Source organism: Syntrophotalea carbinolica DSM 2380, from assembly GCF_000012885.1.
In the GTDB taxonomy this organism is placed as follows: domain Bacteria; phylum Desulfobacterota; class Desulfuromonadia; order Desulfuromonadales; family Syntrophotaleaceae; genus Syntrophotalea; species Syntrophotalea carbinolica.
In genome coordinates this window covers 2,429,954-2,452,633 of the sequence record NC_007498.2, presented here as the reverse complement: position 1 = coordinate 2,452,633, position 22,680 = coordinate 2,429,954, and the positions used below count along the sequence as shown (strand labels likewise).

General features: G+C 55.2%; 19 protein-coding genes. 7 read left to right on the top strand and 12 right to left on the bottom strand.

Going from position 1 to position 22,680, the window contains the following annotated elements:
* Positions 1-141: 141 nt before the first annotated feature.
* From fdxB to PCAR_RS11485, 12 genes are all read right to left on the bottom strand, one after another.
* Positions 142-405: a ferredoxin III, nif-specific gene (fdxB, locus tag PCAR_RS11540; RefSeq protein WP_011341855.1), complete on the bottom strand. Its 264-nt coding sequence runs from the start codon at positions 403-405 to the stop codon at positions 142-144.
* A gap of 87 nt (positions 406-492) precedes the next feature.
* On the bottom strand, positions 493-852 hold the full coding sequence (gene nifX, locus PCAR_RS11535; protein WP_011341854.1) for a nitrogen fixation protein NifX: 360 nt from the start codon (positions 850-852) through the stop codon (positions 493-495).
* 130 nt (positions 853-982) lie between these two features.
* On the bottom strand, positions 983-2,446 hold the full coding sequence (nifK, locus tag PCAR_RS11530) for a nitrogenase molybdenum-iron protein subunit beta (RefSeq protein WP_011341853.1): 1,464 nt from the start codon (positions 2,444-2,446) through the stop codon (positions 983-985).
* A 104-nt stretch (positions 2,447-2,550) separates the two neighbouring features.
* Positions 2,551-4,011 (bottom strand): nitrogenase molybdenum-iron protein alpha chain, encoded by a 1,461-nt coding sequence (gene nifD / locus PCAR_RS11525; RefSeq protein WP_011341852.1) that lies wholly within the window; start codon positions 4,009-4,011, stop codon positions 2,551-2,553.
* 76 nt (positions 4,012-4,087) lie between these two features.
* Positions 4,088-4,954, bottom strand: a complete 867-nt coding sequence (nifH, locus tag PCAR_RS11520; RefSeq protein WP_041531819.1) for a nitrogenase iron protein — start codon at positions 4,952-4,954, stop codon at positions 4,088-4,090.
* 531 nt (positions 4,955-5,485) lie between these two features.
* Positions 5,486-7,396: a biosynthetic arginine decarboxylase gene (speA, locus tag PCAR_RS11515; protein ID WP_011341849.1), complete on the bottom strand. Its 1,911-nt coding sequence runs from the start codon at positions 7,394-7,396 to the stop codon at positions 5,486-5,488.
* A gap of 89 nt (positions 7,397-7,485) precedes the next feature.
* Positions 7,486-8,640: a carboxynorspermidine decarboxylase gene (gene nspC / locus PCAR_RS11510; protein WP_011341848.1), complete on the bottom strand. Its 1,155-nt coding sequence runs from the start codon at positions 8,638-8,640 to the stop codon at positions 7,486-7,488.
* 378 nt (positions 8,641-9,018) lie between these two features.
* On the bottom strand, positions 9,019-10,218 hold the full coding sequence (locus tag PCAR_RS11505) for a saccharopine dehydrogenase family protein (RefSeq protein WP_011341847.1): 1,200 nt from the start codon (positions 10,216-10,218) through the stop codon (positions 9,019-9,021).
* A 119-nt stretch (positions 10,219-10,337) separates the two neighbouring features.
* Positions 10,338-10,892, bottom strand: coding sequence for a helix-turn-helix domain-containing protein (locus tag PCAR_RS11500; protein ID WP_011341846.1), 555 nt, complete (start codon positions 10,890-10,892; stop codon positions 10,338-10,340).
* Positions 10,893-11,222: 330 nt separating this feature from the next.
* Positions 11,223-12,146: an ADP-ribosyl-[dinitrogen reductase] hydrolase gene (gene draG, locus PCAR_RS11495; protein WP_011341845.1), complete on the bottom strand. Its 924-nt coding sequence runs from the start codon at positions 12,144-12,146 to the stop codon at positions 11,223-11,225.
* A complete protein-coding gene (locus tag PCAR_RS11490; RefSeq protein WP_011341844.1) occupies positions 12,143-12,943 on the bottom strand; it encodes an NAD(+)--dinitrogen-reductase ADP-D-ribosyltransferase in 801 nt (266 codons plus the stop codon). Before PCAR_RS11490 ends, draG begins: the two co-directional genes overlap by 4 nt.
* An 8-nt stretch (positions 12,944-12,951) precedes the next feature.
* Positions 12,952-13,515 (bottom strand): ANTAR domain-containing response regulator, encoded by a 564-nt coding sequence (locus tag PCAR_RS11485; RefSeq protein ID WP_011341843.1) that lies wholly within the window; start codon positions 13,513-13,515, stop codon positions 12,952-12,954.
* Between the two features lie 481 nt (positions 13,516-13,996).
* Here PCAR_RS11485 and PCAR_RS11480 point away from each other — a divergent pair, with 481 nt between their 5' ends.
* From PCAR_RS11480 to wtpA (PCAR_RS11450), 7 genes are all read left to right on the top strand, one after another.
* On the top strand, positions 13,997-14,713 hold the full coding sequence (locus PCAR_RS11480) for a TVP38/TMEM64 family protein (protein WP_011341842.1): 717 nt from the start codon (positions 13,997-13,999) through the stop codon (positions 14,711-14,713).
* Positions 14,714-14,747: 34 nt separating this feature from the next.
* On the top strand, positions 14,748-17,792 hold the full coding sequence (locus PCAR_RS11475) for a DUF5714 domain-containing protein (RefSeq protein ID WP_011341841.1): 3,045 nt from the start codon (positions 14,748-14,750) through the stop codon (positions 17,790-17,792).
* 75 nt (positions 17,793-17,867) lie between these two features.
* On the top strand, positions 17,868-18,347 hold the full coding sequence (tsaA, locus tag PCAR_RS11470) for a tRNA (N6-threonylcarbamoyladenosine(37)-N6)-methyltransferase TrmO (RefSeq protein WP_041531817.1): 480 nt from the start codon (positions 17,868-17,870) through the stop codon (positions 18,345-18,347).
* A gap of 293 nt (positions 18,348-18,640) precedes the next feature.
* The gene (wtpA, locus tag PCAR_RS11465; RefSeq protein WP_011341839.1) at positions 18,641-19,624 is read left to right on the top strand and encodes a tungstate ABC transporter substrate-binding protein WtpA; all 984 of its coding nucleotides are present in this window, start codon (positions 18,641-18,643) and stop codon (positions 19,622-19,624) included.
* 6 nt (positions 19,625-19,630) lie between these two features.
* On the top strand, positions 19,631-20,479 hold the full coding sequence (locus PCAR_RS11460; RefSeq protein ID WP_011341838.1) for an ABC transporter permease: 849 nt from the start codon (positions 19,631-19,633) through the stop codon (positions 20,477-20,479).
* Positions 20,476-21,513 carry an ABC transporter ATP-binding protein gene (locus PCAR_RS11455; protein ID WP_011341837.1) on the top strand — a complete coding sequence of 346 codons (1,038 nt, stop codon included), beginning with the start codon at positions 20,476-20,478 and terminating at the stop codon, positions 21,511-21,513. The genes PCAR_RS11460 and PCAR_RS11455 overlap by 4 nt, the downstream gene beginning before the upstream one ends.
* 61 nt (positions 21,514-21,574) lie before the next feature.
* The gene (wtpA, locus tag PCAR_RS11450) at positions 21,575-22,558 is read left to right on the top strand and encodes a tungstate ABC transporter substrate-binding protein WtpA (protein ID WP_011341836.1); all 984 of its coding nucleotides are present in this window, start codon (positions 21,575-21,577) and stop codon (positions 22,556-22,558) included.
* The last annotated feature ends 122 nt before the right edge of the window (positions 22,559-22,680 follow it).

Below are 22,680 nucleotides of genomic sequence, written 5' to 3'. Positions count from 1 at the left end.
CAGCGCAACCGCAGGGATCCATCCCGATGCCCTCAAATCCCGGTAAAGTCTGTCCGAAAAGGGTACATTGCGGCAATGGTTTTCGAGTCTTCCGGGTGAAGAAAAAGCCGCCGGGCCGCGGGCGTCCCGACGGCTATCACATCATACTTCCAGCGGTTTGAAAGAAAAGGCCTTTTTGGGGCAGGTTACGCCGCAGGAGGCGCAACCGATACAGTTGCCGGGGTTTTCAACAAACATGAACATACGCGCGGAATCTTCTTCATCGATTTCCTTGAAACCGAGGACTTTGCGCGAGCATCCTTTATAGCAGCGTCCGCAGCCCAGGCACTTTTCGTCATCGATGTTGTCGACAAAAGTGGGGGTCCAGTCACTGCCGTCTCTGGTTTTACCGGTATAATAAGCCATTATTAATTCTCCTTCACGTACTTATCATTTTGTGAATAATTATTCAAGCGGTCATCAACACTCTGCGAGGGCATGTAACGCTTTGTTTTACTTGTTCATGGCCCGGCGCAGCCAGGGGGGAGGATTGTTTTTCAAAACCTGTTGAAGTTTATCGACAACATCCTCGATTTTTTCCTCACCCTTGCTTTTCACCGGGTGAATCTTGTTTGCCACCAGGCGGGCAGCTGCGGGACCGCCAATCTGGGTTACATAAATGATTGTACAGTCACCGAGCACTTTGAGCCGGGCATTAATCTTATCGTCAACATTGTCGTCGGTGGCTTCAATTTCTTCCAAGCCAGAAAAACTCGCCTGGTCGGACGCGATTTCCCAGACGGCAAATTGGTTTGCCTGAGCGAAATGCTGGTCGATAGTTTCATTGTCCGATGTGGCAAATGCGATCTTCATGACGACACCTTTCTGGCTTTGAGCGAAGATAATGCAACGTGTTTCAAGTTTTAGAGTTTCATCTTCCGGGATTTTCTGATCCGTATCGGACGGCCAGGGGGAATGTTTTTCCCCCTCGGCCGCATGGATACTAACGCATCATTTCAAAGAACGCATCGTCAGAGGTGCGATCAACCTCTTCCAACATGGTGTTGGCAACGGAAGTCAGGATGTTCATTGTCCCCTGATAACCGATGTACGGTACGCGGTGCAGGTTGACCCGGTCGAGGATCGGGAAGCCGAGGCGGATATGGGGGATGTTGGCATCGCGTGCGATAAACTTGCCGTGGGTGCTACCGATCAGGCCATCGACGGGATCGGTCATGACCAGGCTGCGCAGGTGCCACAGGTCCTTGTTCATCCAGAGTTTGCAGCCTTCTCCGTAGACAGATTCGTCAAGCAGCGCCTGCAGGTACTTGGCAACTTTTTTATTACCGCGGCTGCAGATGACGTGGTAAGGCTTCGCACCCATTTCGAGCAGGAAGGAAATCATACCGGCCAAAAAGTCCGGGTCGCCCCAAATGGCGAACTTTTTGTTGTGCAGGTACTGATGCGCATCGGTCATGGCATCTACCAGCCGGCCGCGTTCGGCCTTGAGAGAGGCCGGTACTTCCTTGCCGAACAGTTCGCTGAGCTTCATCAGGAAGGCGTCGGTATTGGCCACGCCGATGGGGGAGGGCATGACCTCCACGGGAGCTTCGGTTTCGCTCTTGAACCACTTGATGGTTTCCTTGGTGGCGTGCAGCTGCATCGAAAGGGTGGCATGAGCGTTCAACGAGTCTGCGGCGTCTTCCAGGGGGGTGCCACCGGGGTAGGTCCGGTAGGTGCCGTCCAGGGGGGAATCGAAGGTTTCGGAGATATCTGCCAGTAAATTTACAGGAATCCCGAACTCTTCGCAGATGCGCTTGTACTCGCGGTAATTGCCGGTGTTGGCGTCAAAACCGGGAATCAGGTTAAGCTTGCCGTTGTCCTTGCCTTCCACCTTTTTGTCCGTGGCCAGGTACGACACAACAGACTTGAGCATCGAATCGTAGCCATTGATATGGGTGCCGTTGAAGCTCGGGGTGTTGGCGTAAGGGATCGGGTAGTCCTGAGGGACGATGCCGGCATTGCGGGCGTTGATGATGAAAGCATTCAGGTCATCACCAATGATCTCAGGCATACACGAGGTGAAAATGGCCATCATTTTCGGCTTATACAGTTTCAGGGCGTTTTCCAGACCTTCGTGCAGGTTGTTCTGTCCGCCGAAAACCGCGCCGTCTTCGGTCATGGAGTCGGCAACGGCAGCAGCCGGCTCACGGAAGTGACGGGTAAGGGCACTGCGGTAATACGAAGCGCAGCCTTGGGAGCCGTGCACGAAAGGCAGGGTGCCTTCAAAACCGTGGGCTACCAGTTCCGCCCCAAGAGGTTGACAGGCATGGGCCGGGTTGATAACAACTGCCTCGCGGGCGAGGTTTTTTTCACAGTATTCCTCGGTATTTATCCATTCTTCTACCCGAGCCACCTCTTCAGGGGTGATGTCGGTTACTTTTTTAACTGCGCATTCTTCACTCATGGCGAATACTCCTATTCAAAAAAGGTAGGTAGTGAGTAGTGAGGTAGTGAGAGCAAATGAAGCGGCCTATCTCACTATCTCTCTATCTCCCTTCTAGCGTTTCCTTAAAACGGTGCCTTTACCAGGCCCCAAGTCGGGCTGTTGATGGCCATATCGATGTCCCGGGCGAAGATCGGGAAACCTTCATAACCATGGTAAGGACCGGAATAATCCCAGCTGTGCATCTGGCGGAAGGGGATGCCGGCTTTCTGGAAAACATATTTTTCCTTAACACCGCTGCCCACCAGATCGACCTTCATTTCCTTGGCCCAGGTTTCCAACTCGATTTCGGAAGCGTCATCAAAAATCAGGGTGCCTTTGGCCATTTCCTCGTAGGTACGATCGTAGTCATCGTTGTGGGCGAATTCGTAGCCGGTGCCGACGATTTCCAGACCGAGATCTTCGTAGGCGCCGATGGTGTGACGGGGGCGCAGGCCGCCGACGAACAGCATGGCGCGCTTACCTTCGAGGCGAGGACGGTATTCGTCGACAATCGCTTGCATCTTCGGGGTGTACTTGGCGATGATCTTCTCGGCGTTGTCCTGGATCTTCTGGTCAAAGCGAGCGGCAATGGCGCGCAGGCTGGCAGCGATCTTGGTGGGGCCGAAGAAGTTGAATTCCATCCAGGGGATACCCCATTTCTCTTCCATGACCTTGGCCATGTAGTTCATGGAACGGTAGCAGTGGATGAGGTTCAATTTTACCTGGTGGGTAGCCGCGATATGCTCGATCTGGCCGTCGCCGGTCCAGATGGCTTTGACATTGAGGCCCAGTTCATCCAGGATCTTTTTGGAGGCCCAGGCGTCGCCGCCGATGTTGTAGTCACCGATCAGGGCGATATCGTAATCGGTCGGCTCGTCGGCGAATTCACGGGTACCGATAACGTAGTCGCGGATACTGTCGTTGGAGATGTGATGACCCAAAGACTGGCTGACGCCACGGAAACCCTCGCAGTTACAGGGGATAACCGGCAGGTCCAGATCCTTTGAGGATTTTTTGGCAACGGCGTTGATGTCGTCGCCGATCAGGCCGACCGGGCATTCGGACAGTACGGAGATGCCTTTGGCCAAGGGGAAAAGCTCTTTAACCTCTTCACAGATCTTGGCGAGCTTTTTATCGCCGCCGTAGACGACGTCTTTTTCCTGGAAGTCCGAGGTGAACTGCATGGCGCTGAAAACATCGACGCCCTGGTGACCGTCTACCAGGTTACGACGGGTACCCCAGCTGTAGTAACCGCAACCTACCGGACCGTGAGAGATGTGGGCCATGTCGCGAATCGGACCCCAAACAACACCTTTGGCGCCGGCATAGGCGCAACCGCGGGCACTCATGACGCCGGGAACGGTCTTGCGGTTGGACTTGACGGTACAGCCTTCGACGCCGGGGTCGTTGGCGGACATGTGGGGTTCGCGTTTTTTACGGGCTTTTTCCGGGTAGAGCTCAAGCGTCTTCTCAATCAGCTCTTCCGTCGCCTTTTTTTCGATGCCCTCAATGGGAGCCTTGACGGCTGAATTTTCGTTTTCCATGGGTAACTCCTGTGATAATGGCTGAAAAGGGGTGGCGGTCCGGCCGGGGACCGCCGTTCCCATTGGTAATGTTCGATTAGGAAGCCGACTCAGCCTTGCCGATGATGGTTTCGTCGTCTTCTTCGATAATGCCAAACTCGAGCAGCAGGTCTTCCAGTTCGTCCATGGTCAGAGGAGTGGGGACGACCAGCATTTCGTTTTCGCTGATTTTGCGGGCCAGTTCACGGTACTCGTTAGCCTGGGGATGGTCGGGGGAGTACTCGATAACCGTCATGCGGCGCAGTTCGGCACGCTGTACCTGGTTGTCGCGGGGCACGAAGTGGATCATCTGGGTACCGAGTTTGGCAGCCAGCGCTTCGATCAGTTCAGCTTCCTTGTCGGTGTTACGGGAGTTGCAGATCAGACCGCCGAGGCGCACGCTACCGGAGGAAGCGTATTTAACGATACCTTTGCAGATGTTGTTGGCGGCGTACATGGCCATCATTTCGCCGGAAACGACGATGTAGATTTCCTGGGCCTTGTTTTCGCGGATCGGCATGGCGAATCCGCCGCAGACAACGTCGCCGAGAACGTCGTAGAAGACGAAGTCGAGATCCGGGGTGTAGGCGCCTTCTTCTTCCAGGAAGTTGATGGCAGTGATAACACCGCGGCCGGCACAGCCGACGCCAGGCTCGGGGCCACCGGATTCAACGCATTTGACATCGCCGTAACCGGTTCTAAGTACATCTTCCAGCTCCAGGTCCTCAACGGTGCCCAGCTCGCGGACTTTGTCCATGACGGTGTCCTGAGCTTTGGCGTGCAGCATCAGGCGGGTGGAGTCGGCTTTGGGGTCGCAGCCGATGATCATGATTTTCTTGCCCAGGGATGCCAAGCCGGCGACGGTATTCTGGGTCGTGGTGGATTTGCCGATGCCGCCCTTGCCGTAGATTGCGAGCTGTCTCAGTTTCTTTGCCATGATGAAGCCTCCATTTTGTTTGGGTTGTGGCAGATGCGGGGCGGGTGTTACTGCCGGCGTAACCCTTGGACGTCGGATAGACCGTCCCGCTTTATAGCCTGATAAATAAAAAACCCCATCCGGAAGAAATCTCTTCCTGAATGGGGCGTCGTTGCCGTAAGCCTGACACGCCGTTGTGTCATGTGCTTTCGGATTTGTTATATTGCAGGGGGCGTGCCAAGAATAAAATGCCCAAAATTGCGACTTTTGGCCTTTCTGGTGGATAATAAATGCTGCCTTTTTGGGGGAGGTGGTTAAACCTTGTGCAAAACGGCAAGTCGGCCCCTTTCAAAAAAAAACCATGTTTGTATGACGTTTGGATTTGTAACCCAGTAAATAAGTCAATTTAAAACATGCCGGATTCTTGTCATTGGTTATTTGTTATTTTGGAATCCAGACCTCCATGACAAGGTATAAAAAAACCCCGCTGTGTCTGCACATGCGGGGTTTCGTATGATATGGCTATGGGGTTCTTCAGGATCAGATGCTTCCCAGATAGGTATATGAGACGAGCGCTTTGTCGAGCAGTTCGAGGAAATGACTGGTCTCCTCGAAGGATATTTTGCGCGAGGCGACGCCCTTTTCCAGGGTGTCGCGCACATGTTTAAGTATCTCAGGGCCTTTATACTGGACGTATTTGAGGCTCTCCCAGGTGGCGTCCCCGTTGATCACCGTGTCGATCTTGTAATTGGTCTTGCGGTTGAAGGAGACGTGCACAGCGTTGGTGTCGCCGAACAGGTTGTGCAGGTCGCCGAGGATTTCCTGGTAGGCGCCGATCAGGAAAAAGCCGACATAGTAGTCTTCGCCTGCCTCGATTTTGTGGATCGGCAGGTAATCGGTGCGACCGTTTTCACCCACGAAGCTGGTGATCTCGCCATCGGAATCGCAGGTGATATCGGCGATGGAAGCCATGATGTCGGGTTTTTCGTTGAGTCGCTGAATCGGCACGATGGGAAACAGCTGATCGATGGCCCAGGAGTCGGGCAGCGATTGAAACAGCGAAAAGTTCGCAAAATAGGTCTGGCGCAGACTCAGCTGAAATTCCTGAAACTCGTCCGGAACCGATTTAAGCCGTTCCACGATGCCGCTGATCTTGATAAAGATCTTGCTGCACAGCCATTCGGCAAGGGCGCGGTCGTGCAGATTCAGATAGCCGAGGTTGAAAAGGCTAACCGCTTCCTGAATCAGTTGAATGGTGTCGTGGTAATCGACACGCAGGGAATGCCGGTCGAGGCTTTTGTAGATGTCGACCAGCTTACGCACCGTGGGAGATAATTCGTCGGCATTCTCCAGAATTTCATCGAACTCGGGCAAAGCGTTCTGCGTATTGGTGTTGAGTATGTTGGTCACCAGCACCGAATAATGCGCCACCGTGGCGCGGCCCGATTCGGAAATGATATTGGGGCAGCTTACGCCAGCTTCATCACAGATATTTTTGACCTGATAGACGACATCGTTGGCGTATTCGTCGATGGTGTAGTTGGCGCTTGAAAAGTCACTCGACTTGGAACCGTCGTAATCGACTCCCATGCCGCCGCCGATGTCCATATATTCAAGTCCTACCCCCATTTTACGCATTTCGACATAGATACGCGTACCTTCGATAAGGGCATTTTTGATCTTGTCGATCTTGGTGATCTGGCTGCCGATATGGAAGTGCAGTAATTTTACCGTGTCGAGCATGTCGTGTTCTTTGAGGATCTCCACCGCGGCCAGCAGTTCGGAAATCTTGAGGCCGAATTTGGCTTCATCGCCGCCGGAGGTGGCCCATTTGCCCGTGCCCTTGGAGGAAAGCTTCACGCGGATGCCGAGTTTGGGCACGATGCCGGACTGCCTGGACAGGGCAATGACCTTTTCCAGTTCGAAAAGTTTTTCGACCACGATGGTGATATCGTAACCGATACGCGTGGCGTAAAGGACCATTTCAATGAAATCGTTGTCCTTGTACCCGTTGCAGATAATCGGCAGCTTTTCGCCGGTCGCGAAAGAAATGGCTGCCACCAGCTCCGGTTTGGACCCGACTTCCAATCCCATGTGGTGTTTCTTGCCGTAATGGGCGATGGCCTCGACCACCTGGCGTTGCTGGTTGACTTTGATGGGAAAGAAGGTCTGATAGCTGGCCGGATATTCGTATTCGGCGATGGCGTTTTTGAAGGCGCGGTTGATCGCGGCGATGCGTCCCTGCAGAACATCCATGAAACGCAGCAGAATCGGCGGCTTGATGTTGCGCTTGATCAGGTCGTCTACCAGAGCCCGCAAGTCAATGGAATATTTTGAACTCGGCGAGGGGTGGACGCACATATGTCCTTTTTTATTGATCGAAAAGAAATCGTCCCCCCAGTTGGGCAGGTTGTATATTTTGGCAGAGTCTCTGGTTGACCAGCGTTTCATAGGCGTCACCACTTAGAGTAATGGATTATTGTCTCGGGACAGTCGCTAAACTGTTTTTCAAAATCAAATATTGCATGATCGATCCGGCATCAGGCCAGTCGGTTCCTGAAATCTTCATAATCGAAATGGCGCAAGACTTCCAGCTCTCCCGTATCCGGCTCGTAGGTGCAGATAGACGGGTGATGGATACCGTTGAAAGTGGTGGTCTTGACCATGGTGTAATGGGCCATATCCAGAAACGCCAGGCGCTGCCCTGCGTGCAAAGGTTCTTCGAAGGACCAGTCTCCGATGACATCGCCGGCCAGGCATGACGGTCCGCCGAGGCGGTAGGTGCAGGGCTTTGCACCGGCGTCGAAGCCGCCGTAGATATCGGGTCGGTAAGGCATTTCCAGCACATCCGGCATGTGACAGGTCGCCGAAACATCGAGGATGGCGGTGTCGACCCGGTTATGTACTACATCCAGCACCTCGCTGACCAGCAGGCCGGTACCGATGGCGATGGCTTCTCCGGGCTCGAGGTAGACCTGGACGCCGTATTTGCCCTGGAAGTATTTGATCAGCTCAACCAGACTGTCGATATCATACCCTTCGCGGGTAATATGGTGACCGCCGCCGAAATTAAACCATTTCATTTGCGGCAAAAAGCTGCCGAATTTTTCTTCGACGACCGCCGCGGTGCGGGCCAGCGGTTCATAAAGCTGTTCGCACAGGGTGTGAAAGTGCAGCCCTTCGACCCCGTCCAGTGACTTGCCCTCGAATTCCGCACGAGGAATGCCGAGGCGCGAACCCGGTGCACAGGGATCGTAGAGAGCCGTGTGCCCCTCGGAGTGTTCCGGGTTGATGCGCAATCCGATGGAAACCCGGCCTTTTTCCTTTTCCCACAGGGGCCGAAAGCGCTCCAGTTGGGCGAACGAGTTGAACACCAGGTGGTTGGAGATGCCCAGTAATTCGACAACGTCGCTTTCCTTGAAGGCAGCGGCAAAGCTGTGCACCTCGCGACCGAATTCCTCGCGGCCGAGTCGCGCTTCCCACGGAGAGCTGGCACAGACCCCATGCAGGGTCTGGCGAATCAGAGGGAAGGTTTTCCATAGCGCGAAAGCCTTGAGGGCCAGCAGGATCTTGGCGCCGCTGCGCTTTTGAACCTGATCGAGGATCTCCAGGTTGTGGCGCAACCGTCCAAGGTCAACCACGTAAGCCGGGGAGGGGGCAAGCTCAAGGATTTTGGGGATGTCGATACCGGTCACAATGGCCTCGCTATCAATAGTTTTTGCTGTTTTCAACATTAACTTCAAAAACTAACTTCAAAACCGCGGGGGCGCGTCCCCGCACGACGCCTTACTCTCTTTTTACACCAAAAGAGAGTAAGCAGAGAAAGGTGCCCCGCTCCTGGCCCGCCTGCGGCGGGTTCCCTGCGCTACGCAACCGCCGGGCGGGCGGAAGGGTTCGCTACGCTCAGTCTTCCGCCTTTTTCGTCCGCCGGTCGCTTCGCTCCGGCTGCGTCACGAGGGGACAGGATGATTCCACATCGGCAATATGTAAGTAACAATCACCAGTCACCAGTAACTAATCACCAATTACTAATCATTCGCTTTTGGGGTTTCGCGTTCCTCAAGCCTCGGGCTTTACAGCTCCGGCCATTCCCCGCCGTCGATGACCTGGGTGGGCAGGCCCATGGGGGCGAGTACGTCGAGGAAAAGTTCCGGGTCGAACTGTTCCATGTTGAAGACCCCTTCGCCGCGCCATTTGCCGGTCAGCATCATCATGGCGCCGACCGTTGCCGGTACGCCGGTGGTGTAGCTGATGGCCTGGGAATTGACTTCCTTGTAGCAGGCCTCATGGTCGCAGATGTTGTAGATGTAAACCTGCTTGCGCTTGCCGTCCTTGATGCCGCGGGCGATGACGCCGATGCAGGTGCGACCTTTAGTCAAAGGGCCGAGGCTGCCGGGATCGGGCAGCACGGCTTTGAGAAACTGCAGCGGTACGATCTTCTGTCCCTGGTACTCGACTTCGTCGATGCGGGTCATGCCGATATTCTGCAATACCTCAAGGTGCTTGAGGTAATTGTCGGAGAAGGTCATCCAGAACTGGGCTTTTTTGATGGTCGGAATGTGCTTGACCAGCGACTCCATCTCCTCATGATACATGCGGTAGATATTCATCGGCCCTATACCGTCCGGGAATTCGAAGCTGTGCTTGGTGCTCAATGCCGGGGTTTCGATCCAGTTGCCGTTTTCCCAGTGGCGGCAGGGCGCGGTAACCTCGCGGATATTGATCTCCGGATTGAAATTGGTGGCAAACGGCTGGCCATGGCTGCCGGCGTTGGCATCGATAATATCGATTTCGTGAATCTCATCCAGATACTTTTTTGCCGCCAGCGCGGTGTAGACGTTGGTTACGCCCGGGTCGAAGCCGCTGCCGAGCAGAGCCATCAGGCCTTTTTCCTTAAACCGGTCATGATAGGCCCACTGCCAGCTGTACTCGAACTTGGCTGTGTCGATGGGCTCGTAATTGGCGGTGTCAAGATAATCGACCCCCGTTTCCAGACAGGCATCCATGATAGTCAGATCCTGATAGGGCAGGGCTACGTTGAGAACCAGTTGGGGCTTTTCCTGTTGGATCAGTGCCACCAGTTCGGGGACATTGTCCGCATCTACCTTGGCTGTTTTGATGGGGAAATCGGGGATCTCCGCGGCAATGGCATCACACTTGGACTGAGTCCGGGAAGCCAGCGTGATAGCGCTGAACACATCTTTTGCCTGGGCGCATTTATGGGTCACGACACGTCCTACGCCACCTGCACCAATAATCAGCACTTTGCTCATGGTTTTAATCCTTTTTGGTTTAAGAGTCTGTAGCCACTCAGCGGGTAAAAAGTATAAACCCGTGGGTTATGATGATGTTCTTGTCGTCAAAGTCAGCCCGGACAGCAAGGTGCAGCCCGTTACTTACCTTTGTAGTCGAAGGTCGGCGGAGTCACCACCCACAGAATCCTGGCCGGGCCTTTGCCGATATTCCTGACCGAATGCCGCCGATCCGAGGTGAAGAAAAAACATTCGTTTTTTTTCACCGTGTAGACCTTGTCGTCCAGTTGTACCTGAATACGCCCGAGCAACACGTAGCCGAACTCTTCGCCTTCGTGGAAATCCTGCTCCTCCATCTCGGCACCAGGCTCGAGGGTCACCAGGGCCGGATCCATTTCCCGGTTCTGGGCCCCGGGGACGAGCAGTTCCACCTTGATGTCGTCACCGTCGTTGGTGGGCTGAACACGGGCATCGGTGCCGAACACCACCTCCGTATCGACGGGGTCGGTGAAGAACTCCTGCATGCTGACACCGAAGACATCGAGGATGTCCTTCAGTGTGGCAATGGAAGGGCAGGCTGTATCGTTTTCCAGCTGGGAGATATACCCCTTGGTCAGATCCGCACGGTTGCCGAGCTCTTCCTGGGTCAGCGAGTTGATCATTCTGAGTCTTTTTAATTTTTCGCCGATGTTCAAGTTGCGCTCCATGGTCAAAAGTCCTGGGATCTGAAAATCAGGCGCTGATAATAGGGTTTTTGGCCGGTTTGTCAATAAAAAAGTTTAGGTATTATAAACCAATTGAATACTGGCGCGTTCGATATTTATACCGAACCTATTGTCCGGATATCATCAGGTGGCCGTATTTACATGTTTTTTCAGTGTGTTTTGCTATACAAGTGGTCTTGCAGAGTATAACAAAAAGAGCGGTTCGTAAGAGTGGAGAGGGGATCCGGGCACATTTTTGAGGGGAGGGGAAGGTAGGGTGGTTGCTGGTAAAGCGTAAAAAGGCGGGACGGTCGATTCCGCCTAGCCCTCGGCGGCTTGCAGCCTTTTTCCCAAAGGGGATAAGCGTACCAGGCGTTCGGCAAGGGCGGTGACCTCGGTTTTGACTTTTGGATTGAGTTTTTTCAACCAGTTTCGCGGCCATGGCTTGTCGGCGTAAAATGCCCCGGCAATCATACCGACGATGGCACCGGTGGTGTCGGCGTCGCCACCCTGGTTGACGACTCCGATGAGACATTCCTCGAAATCCCCGGTGCTGAAAAAATAGTGAAAAACGGTTTGCAGGGTTTCCACCACATAAGCCGAGGCCAGACCACGATAGTGCTTGCAGTGAAATTTGGGATGTTCGGCACAGAGTTGACGGACGGTGGCGTGCAGTTTGGGCCGGTCGTCACCCTGCAGGGCCTGTTGAACCAGTTTTCCGACGGCGATGCAGCCGGCGTCGGATAGGGGGTGGTTATGGGTGAGGTGAGCCTGCTGGATACTGTATTGCTCAAGCAAAGCTTCGTCGCCCAGGGTGAAGAGTGCAACGGGCAGCATGCGCATGGCAGCGCCGTTACCGCCATCCCAGTCGCTGTATGCTTTTTCCGTCTGGCCCTTCATGATGAAATCGCTGATGCCGCGGCGACAGGTGGCGCCGACGTCGATCGGTTTGCTGCGCAGCCAGCCGGCAAAGTGTTCGGCGATGCCGTGCAGGTGCCAGCCGCTTGCCTCGTCGATGGCGCGGGCGATGCAAAGACTCATTTCCGTATCGTCGGTGACCTGGCCCGGTTTGAGGTTGAGCCAGCCGCCGCCGATCATGCGCCGATGGATTTTGTGCCGAAACTTGATTTCCGAGGGCGTGAGGAATTCGGTGGTGGCTCCCAGGGCGTCCCCGATAGCCAGTCCCAGAAAGGCATTCTGGGCGCGGCGGATGAGATGTTCCAGGGGCGTGTGATGGTCACTCATCGAAAGCCTCCAGTCACGACTTCAACTTCGTATTCACCACCGATGACAAGATTCTCTTCTTCGCCGCGTAACAGCGCCGAGGAAAACAGGCCATTGAAAAAGAGAATTTTGCTGGCCGGAACCTTCACCGCCAGAACCTTGGAACCGAACTCCCAGGCGCGTTCGAAGTCGCTGGTAAAGGAATTCAGGTTGTTGAGGCGCAGCACGCAGTGGTGAGGATCAATTTGTTCCAGTAAAGGGTGTTCGGAGAAATCGTAAATACCGCGGAACAGGTCGAAATGGGTTTGTCCGGGAAAGCGGCGTTGCAATTCATATTGGGCAAACTCGAACAGCAGATCGAACTGGGCCTGAATGGCGCTGGTACGGGCGCTGCCGCGCATGCGGTCGACCAGGTAGGCCAGATAGGCTTCCGAATGCACATCGGAGATGGCCTGGCCATGGTAGGTCGGGGTGAGGCCGAAACGACTTTCGACCCAACCTTTCAGTACCGCACCTTCGCGACCGTTGGAGTCGAACATCCAGCCGCGCAGAAACCGCAGATAACTGTTTTTAAGGCTTTTCCGGCCACCAACGGTTTTCTGCTGACTCCACTGATGCAACTGAAAGGTGACATCCATGTAGTCGTGGAAGGTCGCTGTGCGACGTTCCGCATCCGGTTCGTTGTCCAGTCGTTCAAAAAAGGAATGATGACAGCGACGCACCCCTTGCAGCTCCAACGGCTTGGGGTGCCGGTTGAAGTGCCGGGATGCAATGGCCCAGGGCGGCAGGGAACAGTAGTTTGTACAACATGATTGCACGGCGGCCTTTACTCCAGGGTCAACAGGATGGCTTCCGCCACCTCCTTGAGAGTTTTACGCTTGTTCATAGCCATGCGCTGTATTTTGCGGTAGGCATCCTGTTCGGACATGCCTTGCTGAATCAATGCGCCTTTGGCTTTTTCGATGATTTTGCGTGATTCCAGGGTGTCTTTGAGTTTGGCCACTTCCTGACGAAGGCTGGTGACTTCGATGAAATGGTGGATGGCCAGGTCGACCGCCGGGAACAGCTGGTCTTCACGGAACGGTTCCACAACATAGTTGCTGATTCCTGCCAAGCGGGCTTTTTCGATGGTTTCGTGGTCTGCACGGGTCGTCAGCAGTACGATGGGGGTGGGGCACTTTTTGCTTATTTTTTCAGCAGCGGTGATGCCATCCATGACCGGCATGACATAGTCCATGAGGATGAGAAGGGGTTTATGGGCTTGCGCCATGTCGATAGCCTGTTGACCGTTTTCGGCTTCCAATATGTCCGTAAATCCGTATTTTATCAGGGCTTCCGCCACCCGACGGCGAATTTCAGGTTTGTCGTCTACGACCAGAACGCTTTTCACGGAGATAGCCTCCAAGGGAATGAAAGTTGAGATGGCTTCATCGAACACCCGTTACGTTTGCACATTCGATGCCTATTACCTGGTTTAATTGAGACAAGTGTCCTGACTACCGACTCGGAGTCCCTGGTGGTATGCTTTTGCTATGCTTTATTTTAGTTACGGAACAACTGCGGAGAAGATGTTCCCCCATGGCGGGAAATCTGGGACAGGGATGAAATCCGGCAGGAATTTTTTCTTTCATGCCGTTGGTGTGCAGCCATGAACCTTGATCGTATCGGGAGGATGGCTATGCTCGGCGATCTGGTGTGAAGGCCCGGTTTTTTCCATACGGGCACATTTGCCCGGCCTGGGTGTTTACGTCTGAAGGTTGATCAGGAACTGAACGATGCTGTTCAAATATCGTTCACCGCCCTTTTTGCAGGACTCCCATCCCTGGGGTGTCATGCCAGCATATTTTTGTGCTCAACGACGAGGAGTTTACATGCCCAGATCACCGATTGATCGTGTGCAGATTAAAACCGCGCATGTAAAAGGCGCTCTTTTGCTGTTGTTGATCCTGCTGTTGCTGGTGCTGCTGCGTTGCCTGGATGCAGAGACTTTGTTGCAACAGGCCTTGTCTGGTATCGACAGCGTGGGGAGATGGGGCTTTTTGCTGTTTGTCGCCTTGTATGTGCTGGCGACGGTTTTTCTGATCCCGGGTTTGCTGCTTACCCTGGGGGCGGGTGTGCTTTTTGGCGTGGTGAAGGGTACCCTTTTGGTTTCCGTCGCTTCGATTCTCGGTGCCGTCTGCGCTTTTCTGCTCGGACGATCCGCAGCCCGGGAACGCATCGCAACACGTATTGCGAAGAATCCCCGGTTCGATGCCATCGACCGGGCTGTGGCCCGCGAAGGTTGGAAAATTGTCCTGCTGACCCGGCTTTCGCCGGTTTTTCCCTTCAACCTGCTCAACTATGCTTACGGCCTGACGCGTATTTCCCTGAGGCACTATTTCTGGGCGTCCTGGGTCGGGATGTTGCCGGGCACCGTCATGTATGTTTATCTAGGCTCTCTGGCCGGCGACCTGGCTCGCCTGGGGGCCGGACGGACCACACACAGTGCCGGGGAATGGGCGCTTTACCTGGTGGGGCTCGTCGCCACCGTGGCGGTAACCTTGTATGTAACCCGCCTGGCCCGGGCCGCTTTGCGAGATAAAGTCTGATTTTCCGTTCGATTTATGCGAAAGGTGTTTTTGCATGGAGTTCACGCTTCAGCATTGGCAGCGTCTTCAGTGGCGGGACATGCCCCTTTACCTCAACCCGGAGCAGCCATCCTGGTTTGTGCCTAATGCAACCGGTGACCGGGTTTTATGTGCCTTGCGCCAGGATGCATCGGTTGCCATGGAAACTGCAGCGAGGTGTTTTTTGCAGCGCCTGCCTCAAGGTGATGCCGCCGTGTATCCCGGGCGCAGCCACTTTCTGAAAACCGAGTCGTTGCGGGAGCTCTGGTTCCACATCACCAATCGTTGCAATATGAACTGTCGGCACTGCATGTTCGGGTCCGGTCCCGGCGATGCTGCCGAACTTGATGCCGAGCGTATTGTCACGTTGGCACGCCAGGCGTCAAATCTGGGTTGTCGCGTGTTTGCCTTGACCGGCGGCGAACCTCTGGTGCATCGCCGGTTCGACTATATTGCCCGGGAACTTTTGGCCTTGCCCGACAGTCGTCTGGTGGTGTTGACCAATGGCTTGTTGCTGAGCCGGCTATTGCCGTGTCTTTTAAATGATCGTCAGCGGCTGCATCTGCAGATCAGTGTTGACGGTCTGCGCGAGGGGCACGACCGGTTGCGAGGCGCAGGCAGTTTTGACCGGCTTATGGGGCAGCTGGACTGGTTGCAAAGACGAGATCTCCCCTTCACTTTATCTATGTGCGTGACGGCCGACAATGTAGGCGATATGCCGGGGATGGTCGCTCTCGCGGCCGAATATGGCGGGAAAAATGTCCATTTCATGTGGTATTTCGTGCGTGGACGCGGCCACGACGGCGCGGTGGCGGACAACGAGCAGCTTTTCGCTCATTTGATAAAGGCGGAAGAGGCCGCCCTGCGATACGGCGTGACCATCGATAATCTGCAGGCACTCAAGACGCAAATCTTCGCTCCCCCCGGCACCGTGCATGACGGTTCCAATAATGCCTGGGAGTCGCTGGCTGTGGGTCCGGATGGACAGCTCTATCCTTCGGCAGCATTGGTTGGGGTGCCGGAACTGTCCACCCCGATTTCCGCTGATCTGGCCACCGCCTGGCGCGACAGTGCGGTGCTCGATGAAATCCGCCGTGCTTCGGCTACCGAATTGTCTACTCCCTGGCGGTTTTTGCTTGGTGGCGGTGACCTTGATCACAGTTATCTGGCCAGCGGGCGTTTCGTCGGAGGCGACCCCTATCTGCCTCTGTACGAAAATCTGGCCTGCTGGTTGATTCAGCAGCAGGCGTCTAAGCAGGCCGATGAAGGGGCTGCCGCGCTGCGTCTTAAAATGGGGGATATTCTCGAAAGTTGCGGTGCGCACGGTTCGGTCGCGTTGCTGCATTCCAACTGCCTGCTGGCGTTGGCCGGCCAGGACAGCCACACGGCAGTCAAAGATTATTATCGCGGTGCGGCCACCGAGGACCGCGAGGAGATTCTCAACCCTGTCTGCTATGAGGAAGGCCTTATCGCCCATATCCCCGAGGCATATCGTTTTCGCGGCTATGGTTGCGGCAGCCCGGTGCTCGACGCTCAACTGCAACCGGGGGAAACCGTGGTCGATCTCGGTTCCGGGCGCGGTGTGGAATGTTTCATCGCTGCCCGCCAGGTTGGTGCCGGAGGTAAAGTGTTCGGGGTCGACATGCTCGACCCGATGTTGTCGGCGGCCCGTCGCGGCGCCGAGGCGGTCGCGGCGAATCTCGGTTATCAAAACCTGGAGTTTCGTCAGGGGTACCTGGAGCAGTTGCCCCTGGACGATGATTCCGTGGATGTGGTGCTGTCGAACTGTGTGATGAATCTGTCGCCCGACAAACGACGCGCGTTTGCCGAAATTCTGAGAGCTTTGCGCCCCGGAGGGCGGTTGGTCATTTCTGACGTGGTTTGTGAAGAGGAGCCGGATGCGGCTATTCGCAATGATGAAACCCTGCGTGGCGAGTGCATCGGTGGAGCGCTCACCCAACGGGATCTGGTAGGCATCCTTGCAGAAGCGGGGTTTGTCGCGGTGCGCCTGATCAAACGTTTTCCCTACCGGGTGGTGGCCGGGCATCCTTTCTTCTCTCTGACCTACCAGGCGGTCAAGGCGGCGCCGCCCGAAGTGGTCCGGGTGCTTTGGCGAGGGCCTCTTTCGGCGTTCGGGCCGGATGGTGCCGTGCTGGTGCCCGGCGCTGTCGCCACTCTCGATCGGCAGCAGGCCGATCTGGTGGGAGAGGGGGCTTTTCAGCTCGATGAGCATGGAACGGTGGTCAATCTCGACCTTGGTGAGAGTTGCTGCTGCAGTTTGCCTCCGGAGACCCGGTCTACGGCATCGGAGCAGGGCGTCGCGCGCTATGTGTCCGGCTGCATGGTCTGCGGCGCGCCCTTACGCTATCTCGACGAAGACCGCCGGCATTCCTGCCACTTTTGCGGAGAGACGCATACAACGCGAGCACTTTGCACCAACGGGCATTTCGTCTGCGATGCTTGCCATGCCCGGGATGCTCGTGGGATCATCGAAAGTATGTGCCTGCACACCAAGGCCGTCGATATGCTGGATCTGTTTGAAAAGATCACCGCCTACCCGGGCTTTCCCGACAACGGCCCGGAGTATCATGCCCTGGTGCCCGGCGTGATCCTGGCCACGGCGCGGAATCGTGGTCTGCAGGTCAGTCGCGAGACTTTGCTGGCCGGTATCCGCCGCGGGGGGCAGGTTGCCGGCGGCAGTTGCGCCTTCTGGGGCGTATGTGGTGCCGCGACCGGTGTCGGTGTGGCTTTCAGTCTGCTTTTAGAGGCCAATCCGTTAAAAGCAGAGGCCCGACAAGCGGTGCAGACCGTGGTGCAGCAGGTCCTGGCTGAAATAAGTTCCCTGCGGGCTGCGCGCTGCTGTCGGCGGGACAGTTTTCTGGCCCTGCGCAAGACGGCACAGCTGTCCGGGGATTTGCTGCCCATCGCCCTGCTGGCCCAAGCCGCTATCGGTTGTCCCGCCCGTCGCAACAAAGAAGGTTGCCTGGGCGCAAGCTGTCCGTTGTCGAAGAAATTTAACCTGGTTTCCGGGGGGCACATTGCAGAGGAGACCTCGGGGTGAAAAATGTGTTATTTTCAGGAGAGCTGTAACCGTTACATCACAACATATCTATATCGAAAGAAATCGGAGACCATCATGGATATTCGTTTGAGCCCCATCGGTACCATTCGCACCCCTTTTTCGGAAAGACAAGGCACGCCTGTGCAACCTTCCGCCTCTCACGGCACACCGGGGTGTATCGAACTCAACGAGGATCTGATTCCCGGGCTTGCCGATCTGGATGGTTTTTCGCACCTTATACTGATTTATCATTTCGATCGCAGTAACGGCTACGATCTCGAAGTGACGCCTTTCATGGATACCCGGCCGCGCGGCCTGTTTTCCACCCGTGCTCCCAAACGCCCCAATCCCATTGGTCTGTCCGTCGTCAAGCTGTTACGCGTCGAGGGGGCGGTGCTGCATATCGAAAATGTCGATGTCCTCGACGGAACCCCTCTGCTCGATATCAAGCCCTATGTCCCCCAGTTGGATCAGGCTCCCGAGGTGCGTATCGGGTGGATGGCCGACAAGCTTGAGCTGGCGACGGTGGCTACTGCCGATGAACGCTTCAAGTAAGATGCGTGTGGATTGACATGCTTCCGTTTCATCTCGTGACGATCCATTGGCAAAATCCGTTTTTAACGCTTGCCCTGTGTGTTTTTCCCAAACGGTAGGACCGCTTACTCCCGCTTTGTGACATTTCGTCATGCATTATGTTTTTACGTTTATAACGTGTTTGACATCCGGGTAGGCGATTCGTTATATTTTCCCGGAGATAGCGCCCATGTTAAATCCGTTCGTTCCCTCGGGAGGACTGATTTTTTCCGGTGCTTGTATGTCATTTGGGGAGTATCAAAAGGAGAAGAACAATGATGAGAAACTGGGTTCGTCGTGGTTGTTTCATGGTTTGTCTGTTGCTGGTGTTGTCGGTGCCGATGATGGCTTTGGCTGCTCCTTCCGGCAAACTGATTATTTTTCATGCCGGTAGTCTTTCGGTGCCTTTTGCAGCTATGGAAAAGGCTTTTGAGGCCAAGTATCCCGGTGTCGACGTGTTGCGTGAAGCCGGCGGCAGCACCAAGATGGCTCGCCTGATCTCGGAAGCCGGAAAACCTGCCGACATTATGGCTTCCGCCGATTATACCGTCATTGACAAAACCCTGATCCCGGGCAATGCGGTTGTGAATGTCCGTTTTGCCACCAATCAGTTGGTGCTTTGCTATACCGATAAAAGCAAATTTGCCGATGAGATCAACGCCAAAAACTGGCCGGAAATCCTGCAACGTCAGGGTGTTATCTGGGGTCATTCCGAACCCAATCTTGACCCCTGCGGTTATCGCAGTCTGATGGTTTTGCAGCTGGCGGAAAAATTCTACAATCAACCGGGGCTGTCTGACAAATTGCTGGCCAACCGTCCGCAGGCGAATGTTCGCCCTAAGGCGGTGGAATTGATCACGTTGCTGCAGAACGGCGATATGGATTATGCCTGGGAGTACCGCTCCGTAGCTGTTCAGCACGGTCTTAAATTCATAACCCTGGATGATCATATCAATCTCGGCAATTACCAGTTGGACGATTTCTATAAGCAGGCCAAGGTTCAGGTGACCGGCAAAAAACCCGGTACGTTCCTTACTCGTACCGGCCAATCCGTAACTTACGGCGTGACTCTTATCAACGATGCCCCCAACAAGGAAGCGGCTGAGGCCTTCCTGGCGTACCTGCTCGATCCCAACGGTGGCTTGAAAATTCTGGAAGAAATGGGCCAGCCGCCGTTTGTACCGGCGCGTGTTCCGACCGCGGCCATGCAGGCAAAGCTGCCTGCTTCCGTACAGCCGTTGGTTGAGGTCAAGGAGTAAATCTGCGTGGCTATGCAGATAAATGGAGGTAATGCGGGGGCTGCGGGTGAATCTGCCGGTAAAAGGCGGGTGTCTCTCGGCAGCCCCTTTCTTTATGTAACCTTTTTCTGCAGTACGGCGGTGCTGCTGTTTATCGTCATGCCGTTGTTTCAGATGGTGTCCCAACCGTCGTTGGCTTCACTGTGGGAGACCATCCATGATCCGGAGGTGTTGTCTTCCATCTGGTTGTCGGTCTATACCGCGTTGATTGCGGCACTGATCGCCTTCGCGGTTGGTACACCGCTGGCTTACCTGTTGGCTCGCTACGACTTTTTCGGCAAAAAACTGATCGAGAGTATTATCGATCTGCCCATCATGATTCCGCATCCGGTGGTCGGTATCGCCATTCTCAGCCTGCTGGGCCGGGGGCATCCTCTCGGCCAGTTGATGGGCAAGATCGGTTTGCGCATCATGGGCAGCGTCACCGGCATCATCGTGGTGCTGACCTTTGTCGGCTTGCCGTTTTATCTCAACGCCGCCAAATCCGGTTTCGAAAGTGTGCCGGTGCGGCTCGAAAAGGTTTCCCGCAGTCTTGGCGCCGGGCGCGCTGCCACATTCTTCCGTGTTACCTTTCCCCTCAGCTGGCGGCATATGCTCGGCGGCGTGATCATGTGTGCGGCCCGGGCAGTGAGCGAATTCGGAGCGGTGGTCATCGTCGCGTATCACCCCATGATCGCACCGGTGCTGATGTATGAGCGCTTTACCGCCTACGGTCTCAAGTATTCCCAGCCTGTCGGCGTGTGGCTTATTCTGGTGTGTCTGACACTCTTCATGTTGTTGCGTCTGGTGTCTTTGCCGAGCAAGGTGGAACGATGATCAATCTTGACCAATTGACAGTTAAATTGCCGGGGTTTGCCGTACAGGATGTTTCGCTGCAGGTGGCGCCCGGCGAATTCTTCGCATTGCTCGGCCCGACCGGTTCGGGGAAAACCGTGATTCTGGAATCGATCGCCGGTCTGGTACATGTCACGGCCGGCGGCATCCGGGTGGACGGCAAGGACATTACACGTTTGCCGCCGGAGCAGCGGCGCATCGGAATCGTATATCAGGATTACGCGCTGTTTCCTCATCTGACGGTGATGGACAATATCTGTTACGGGTTGCGTTATTTCGATCTGGATATGCAGCAGGCCCGCCAGAGGATCGACCATCTCGTGGAATTGCTCGGGCTGCAAAATATTATTCATCGCCGGCCTTTGCATCTCAGCGGCGGCGAAAAACAGCGCGTCTGCCTGGCGCGGGCTTTGAGCGTCAACCCTTCGGTGTTGCTCCTCGATGAACCGTTGTCGGCGCTCGATCCCAATTTTCGTGAAGAAATACGCCGTGTTCTGAAAAAACTTCATGGCGAATTGGGCATTACCTTCATGATGGTCACCCACGATTTCAGTGAAGCTCTGTATCTGGCCGATCGGGTCGGGGTGATTCGCAACGGGCGCATGGAGCAGGTCGGTTCCACCGAGGATATCTTTTTGCGTCCGGCCAATCCGTTTGTGGCCGAATTCGTCGGCATGAAAAATATCTTTGCTGCCCGTGTTGCCGATCAAGGGATCGAGTTCGGCGGTCTGAGTTGCCCGCTGCCGGAACCGGCTATCTGCAGGCAGGGGGTGTTGGCATTACGCCCGGAAGATATCGTTTTGCAACGCGAGAACGGATTTTCCGATGGTTATGTGCACTATGCCGGCGTGATCGAGCAGATCGTTCCGGCCGGACTCTGGCATGAGATCAGCGTCCGCTGCCGCGAGGCTTGTTTCAAGACTATCATGGATCGAAAGACCCTGATGTCGCACAGTTATAACGAGGGTGATGCCGTCTATCTCGGGTTCCAGACCGATGCGGTGCGAGTGTTTTAATTTCGTTATTCGTCCATTGTCATTTGTTATTGGTTTTGTTCCTTATGAAAGGGGTCGTTGTATGTTGAAGAGGGGACGGAGAATATTGAGGATTGTCAGTGTGGCGCTGCTTTGCATCATGCAGGCAGGAGTGGTGTTTGCTGCTCCCACGGGAAAACTCATCATCTTTCACGCCGGCAGTCTGACGGTACCGTTTGCGGCTATGGAAAAAGCCTTTGAGGCGCGGTATCCCGAGGTCGATGTGCAGCGCGAATCGGGGGGCAGTACACGTATGGCGCGGCTGATTTCCGAAGTCGGCAAGCCGGCCGACCTGATGGCGTCCGCCGATTTTCAGGTGATCGATCACAGTCTGATTCCGGCTCTGGCCGATTTTAATATCCGTTTCGCCACCAATGAGCTGGTGCTGACCTATTCGGAACACAGCAAGTTCGCCGATCAGATCAATCAGGACAACTGGTTCGAGGTTCTCGGACGGCCCGGGGTTGTCTGGGGACACTCCGATCCGAATATCGATCCGGGCGGATACCGCAGCCTCATGGCCATTCAGCTGGCGGAAAAATACTACCGGCAACCCGGTCTCTACCAACGGCTGTTGGCCAACCGGCCCAAGGAGAACCTGCGCGACAAATCCGTCAGCCTCACTTCCATGGTGCAAAATGGCGATATGGATTATGCCTGGGCATATCGATCCATCGCCTTGCAGCATCACCTGAAGTTCGTGACCCTGGATGAACATGTCAATCTGGCCAAGCTGGCTCATGACGATTTTTACGGCGAGGTCAGTGTGCGCGTGACGGGGGAGCGACCGGGCACCTTTATCGATCGCAAAGGACGCTTTGTCGCTTACGGCACCACGATGCTCAAGGATGCCCCCAACCGCGAAGCCGCCGAAGCTTTTTTGGCGTATCTGCTCGATCCGCAGGGCGGACAGAAAATCCTTCAGCAGTACGGCCAACCGCCATTCAAACCCGCTTTTGTGCCGACGCGCGCCATGTACGGGACTCTGCCTGATGGGATAAAAGCATTGGTTGAGGTGCGTCGTTAGCGATTCACAGGTGAAGTTTTTAACCGACATGACGGTCGGGACGAGACTCCGGTGCTGCTTGCCGGAGTCTTGTTGTTTAAACGATGTGTCTTTCGCTGACCCTGCGATGGATAGTTTCATTT

Excerpts from the sequence above, each read along its gene's own strand:
- fdxB (WP_011341855.1), bottom strand. The coding sequence starts at position 405 with ATGGCTTATTATACCGGTAAAACCAGAGACGGCAGTGACTGGACCCCC.
- nifX (WP_011341854.1), bottom strand. The coding sequence starts at position 852 with ATGAAGATCGCATTTGCCACATCGGACAATGAAACTATCGACCAGCAT.
- nifK (WP_011341853.1), bottom strand. The coding sequence starts at position 2,446 with ATGAGTGAAGAATGCGCAGTTAAAAAAGTAACCGACATCACCCCTGAA.
- nifD (WP_011341852.1), bottom strand. The coding sequence starts at position 4,011 with ATGGAAAACGAAAATTCAGCCGTCAAGGCTCCCATTGAGGGCATCGAA.
- speA (WP_011341849.1), bottom strand. The coding sequence starts at position 7,396 with ATGAAACGCTGGTCAACCAGAGACTCTGCCAAAATATACAACCTGCCC.
- PCAR_RS11505 (WP_011341847.1), bottom strand. The coding sequence starts at position 10,218 with ATGAGCAAAGTGCTGATTATTGGTGCAGGTGGCGTAGGACGTGTCGTG.
- draG (WP_011341845.1), bottom strand. The coding sequence starts at position 12,146 with ATGAGTGACCATCACACGCCCCTGGAACATCTCATCCGCCGCGCCCAG.
- PCAR_RS11480 (WP_011341842.1), top strand. The coding sequence starts at position 13,997 with ATGCCCAGATCACCGATTGATCGTGTGCAGATTAAAACCGCGCATGTA.
- PCAR_RS11475 (WP_011341841.1), top strand. The coding sequence starts at position 14,748 with ATGGAGTTCACGCTTCAGCATTGGCAGCGTCTTCAGTGGCGGGACATG.
- tsaA (WP_041531817.1), top strand. The coding sequence starts at position 17,868 with ATGGATATTCGTTTGAGCCCCATCGGTACCATTCGCACCCCTTTTTCG.
- wtpA (WP_011341839.1), top strand. The coding sequence starts at position 18,641 with ATGATGAGAAACTGGGTTCGTCGTGGTTGTTTCATGGTTTGTCTGTTG.
- PCAR_RS11455 (WP_011341837.1), top strand. The coding sequence starts at position 20,476 with ATGATCAATCTTGACCAATTGACAGTTAAATTGCCGGGGTTTGCCGTA.
- wtpA (WP_011341836.1), top strand. The coding sequence starts at position 21,575 with ATGTTGAAGAGGGGACGGAGAATATTGAGGATTGTCAGTGTGGCGCTG.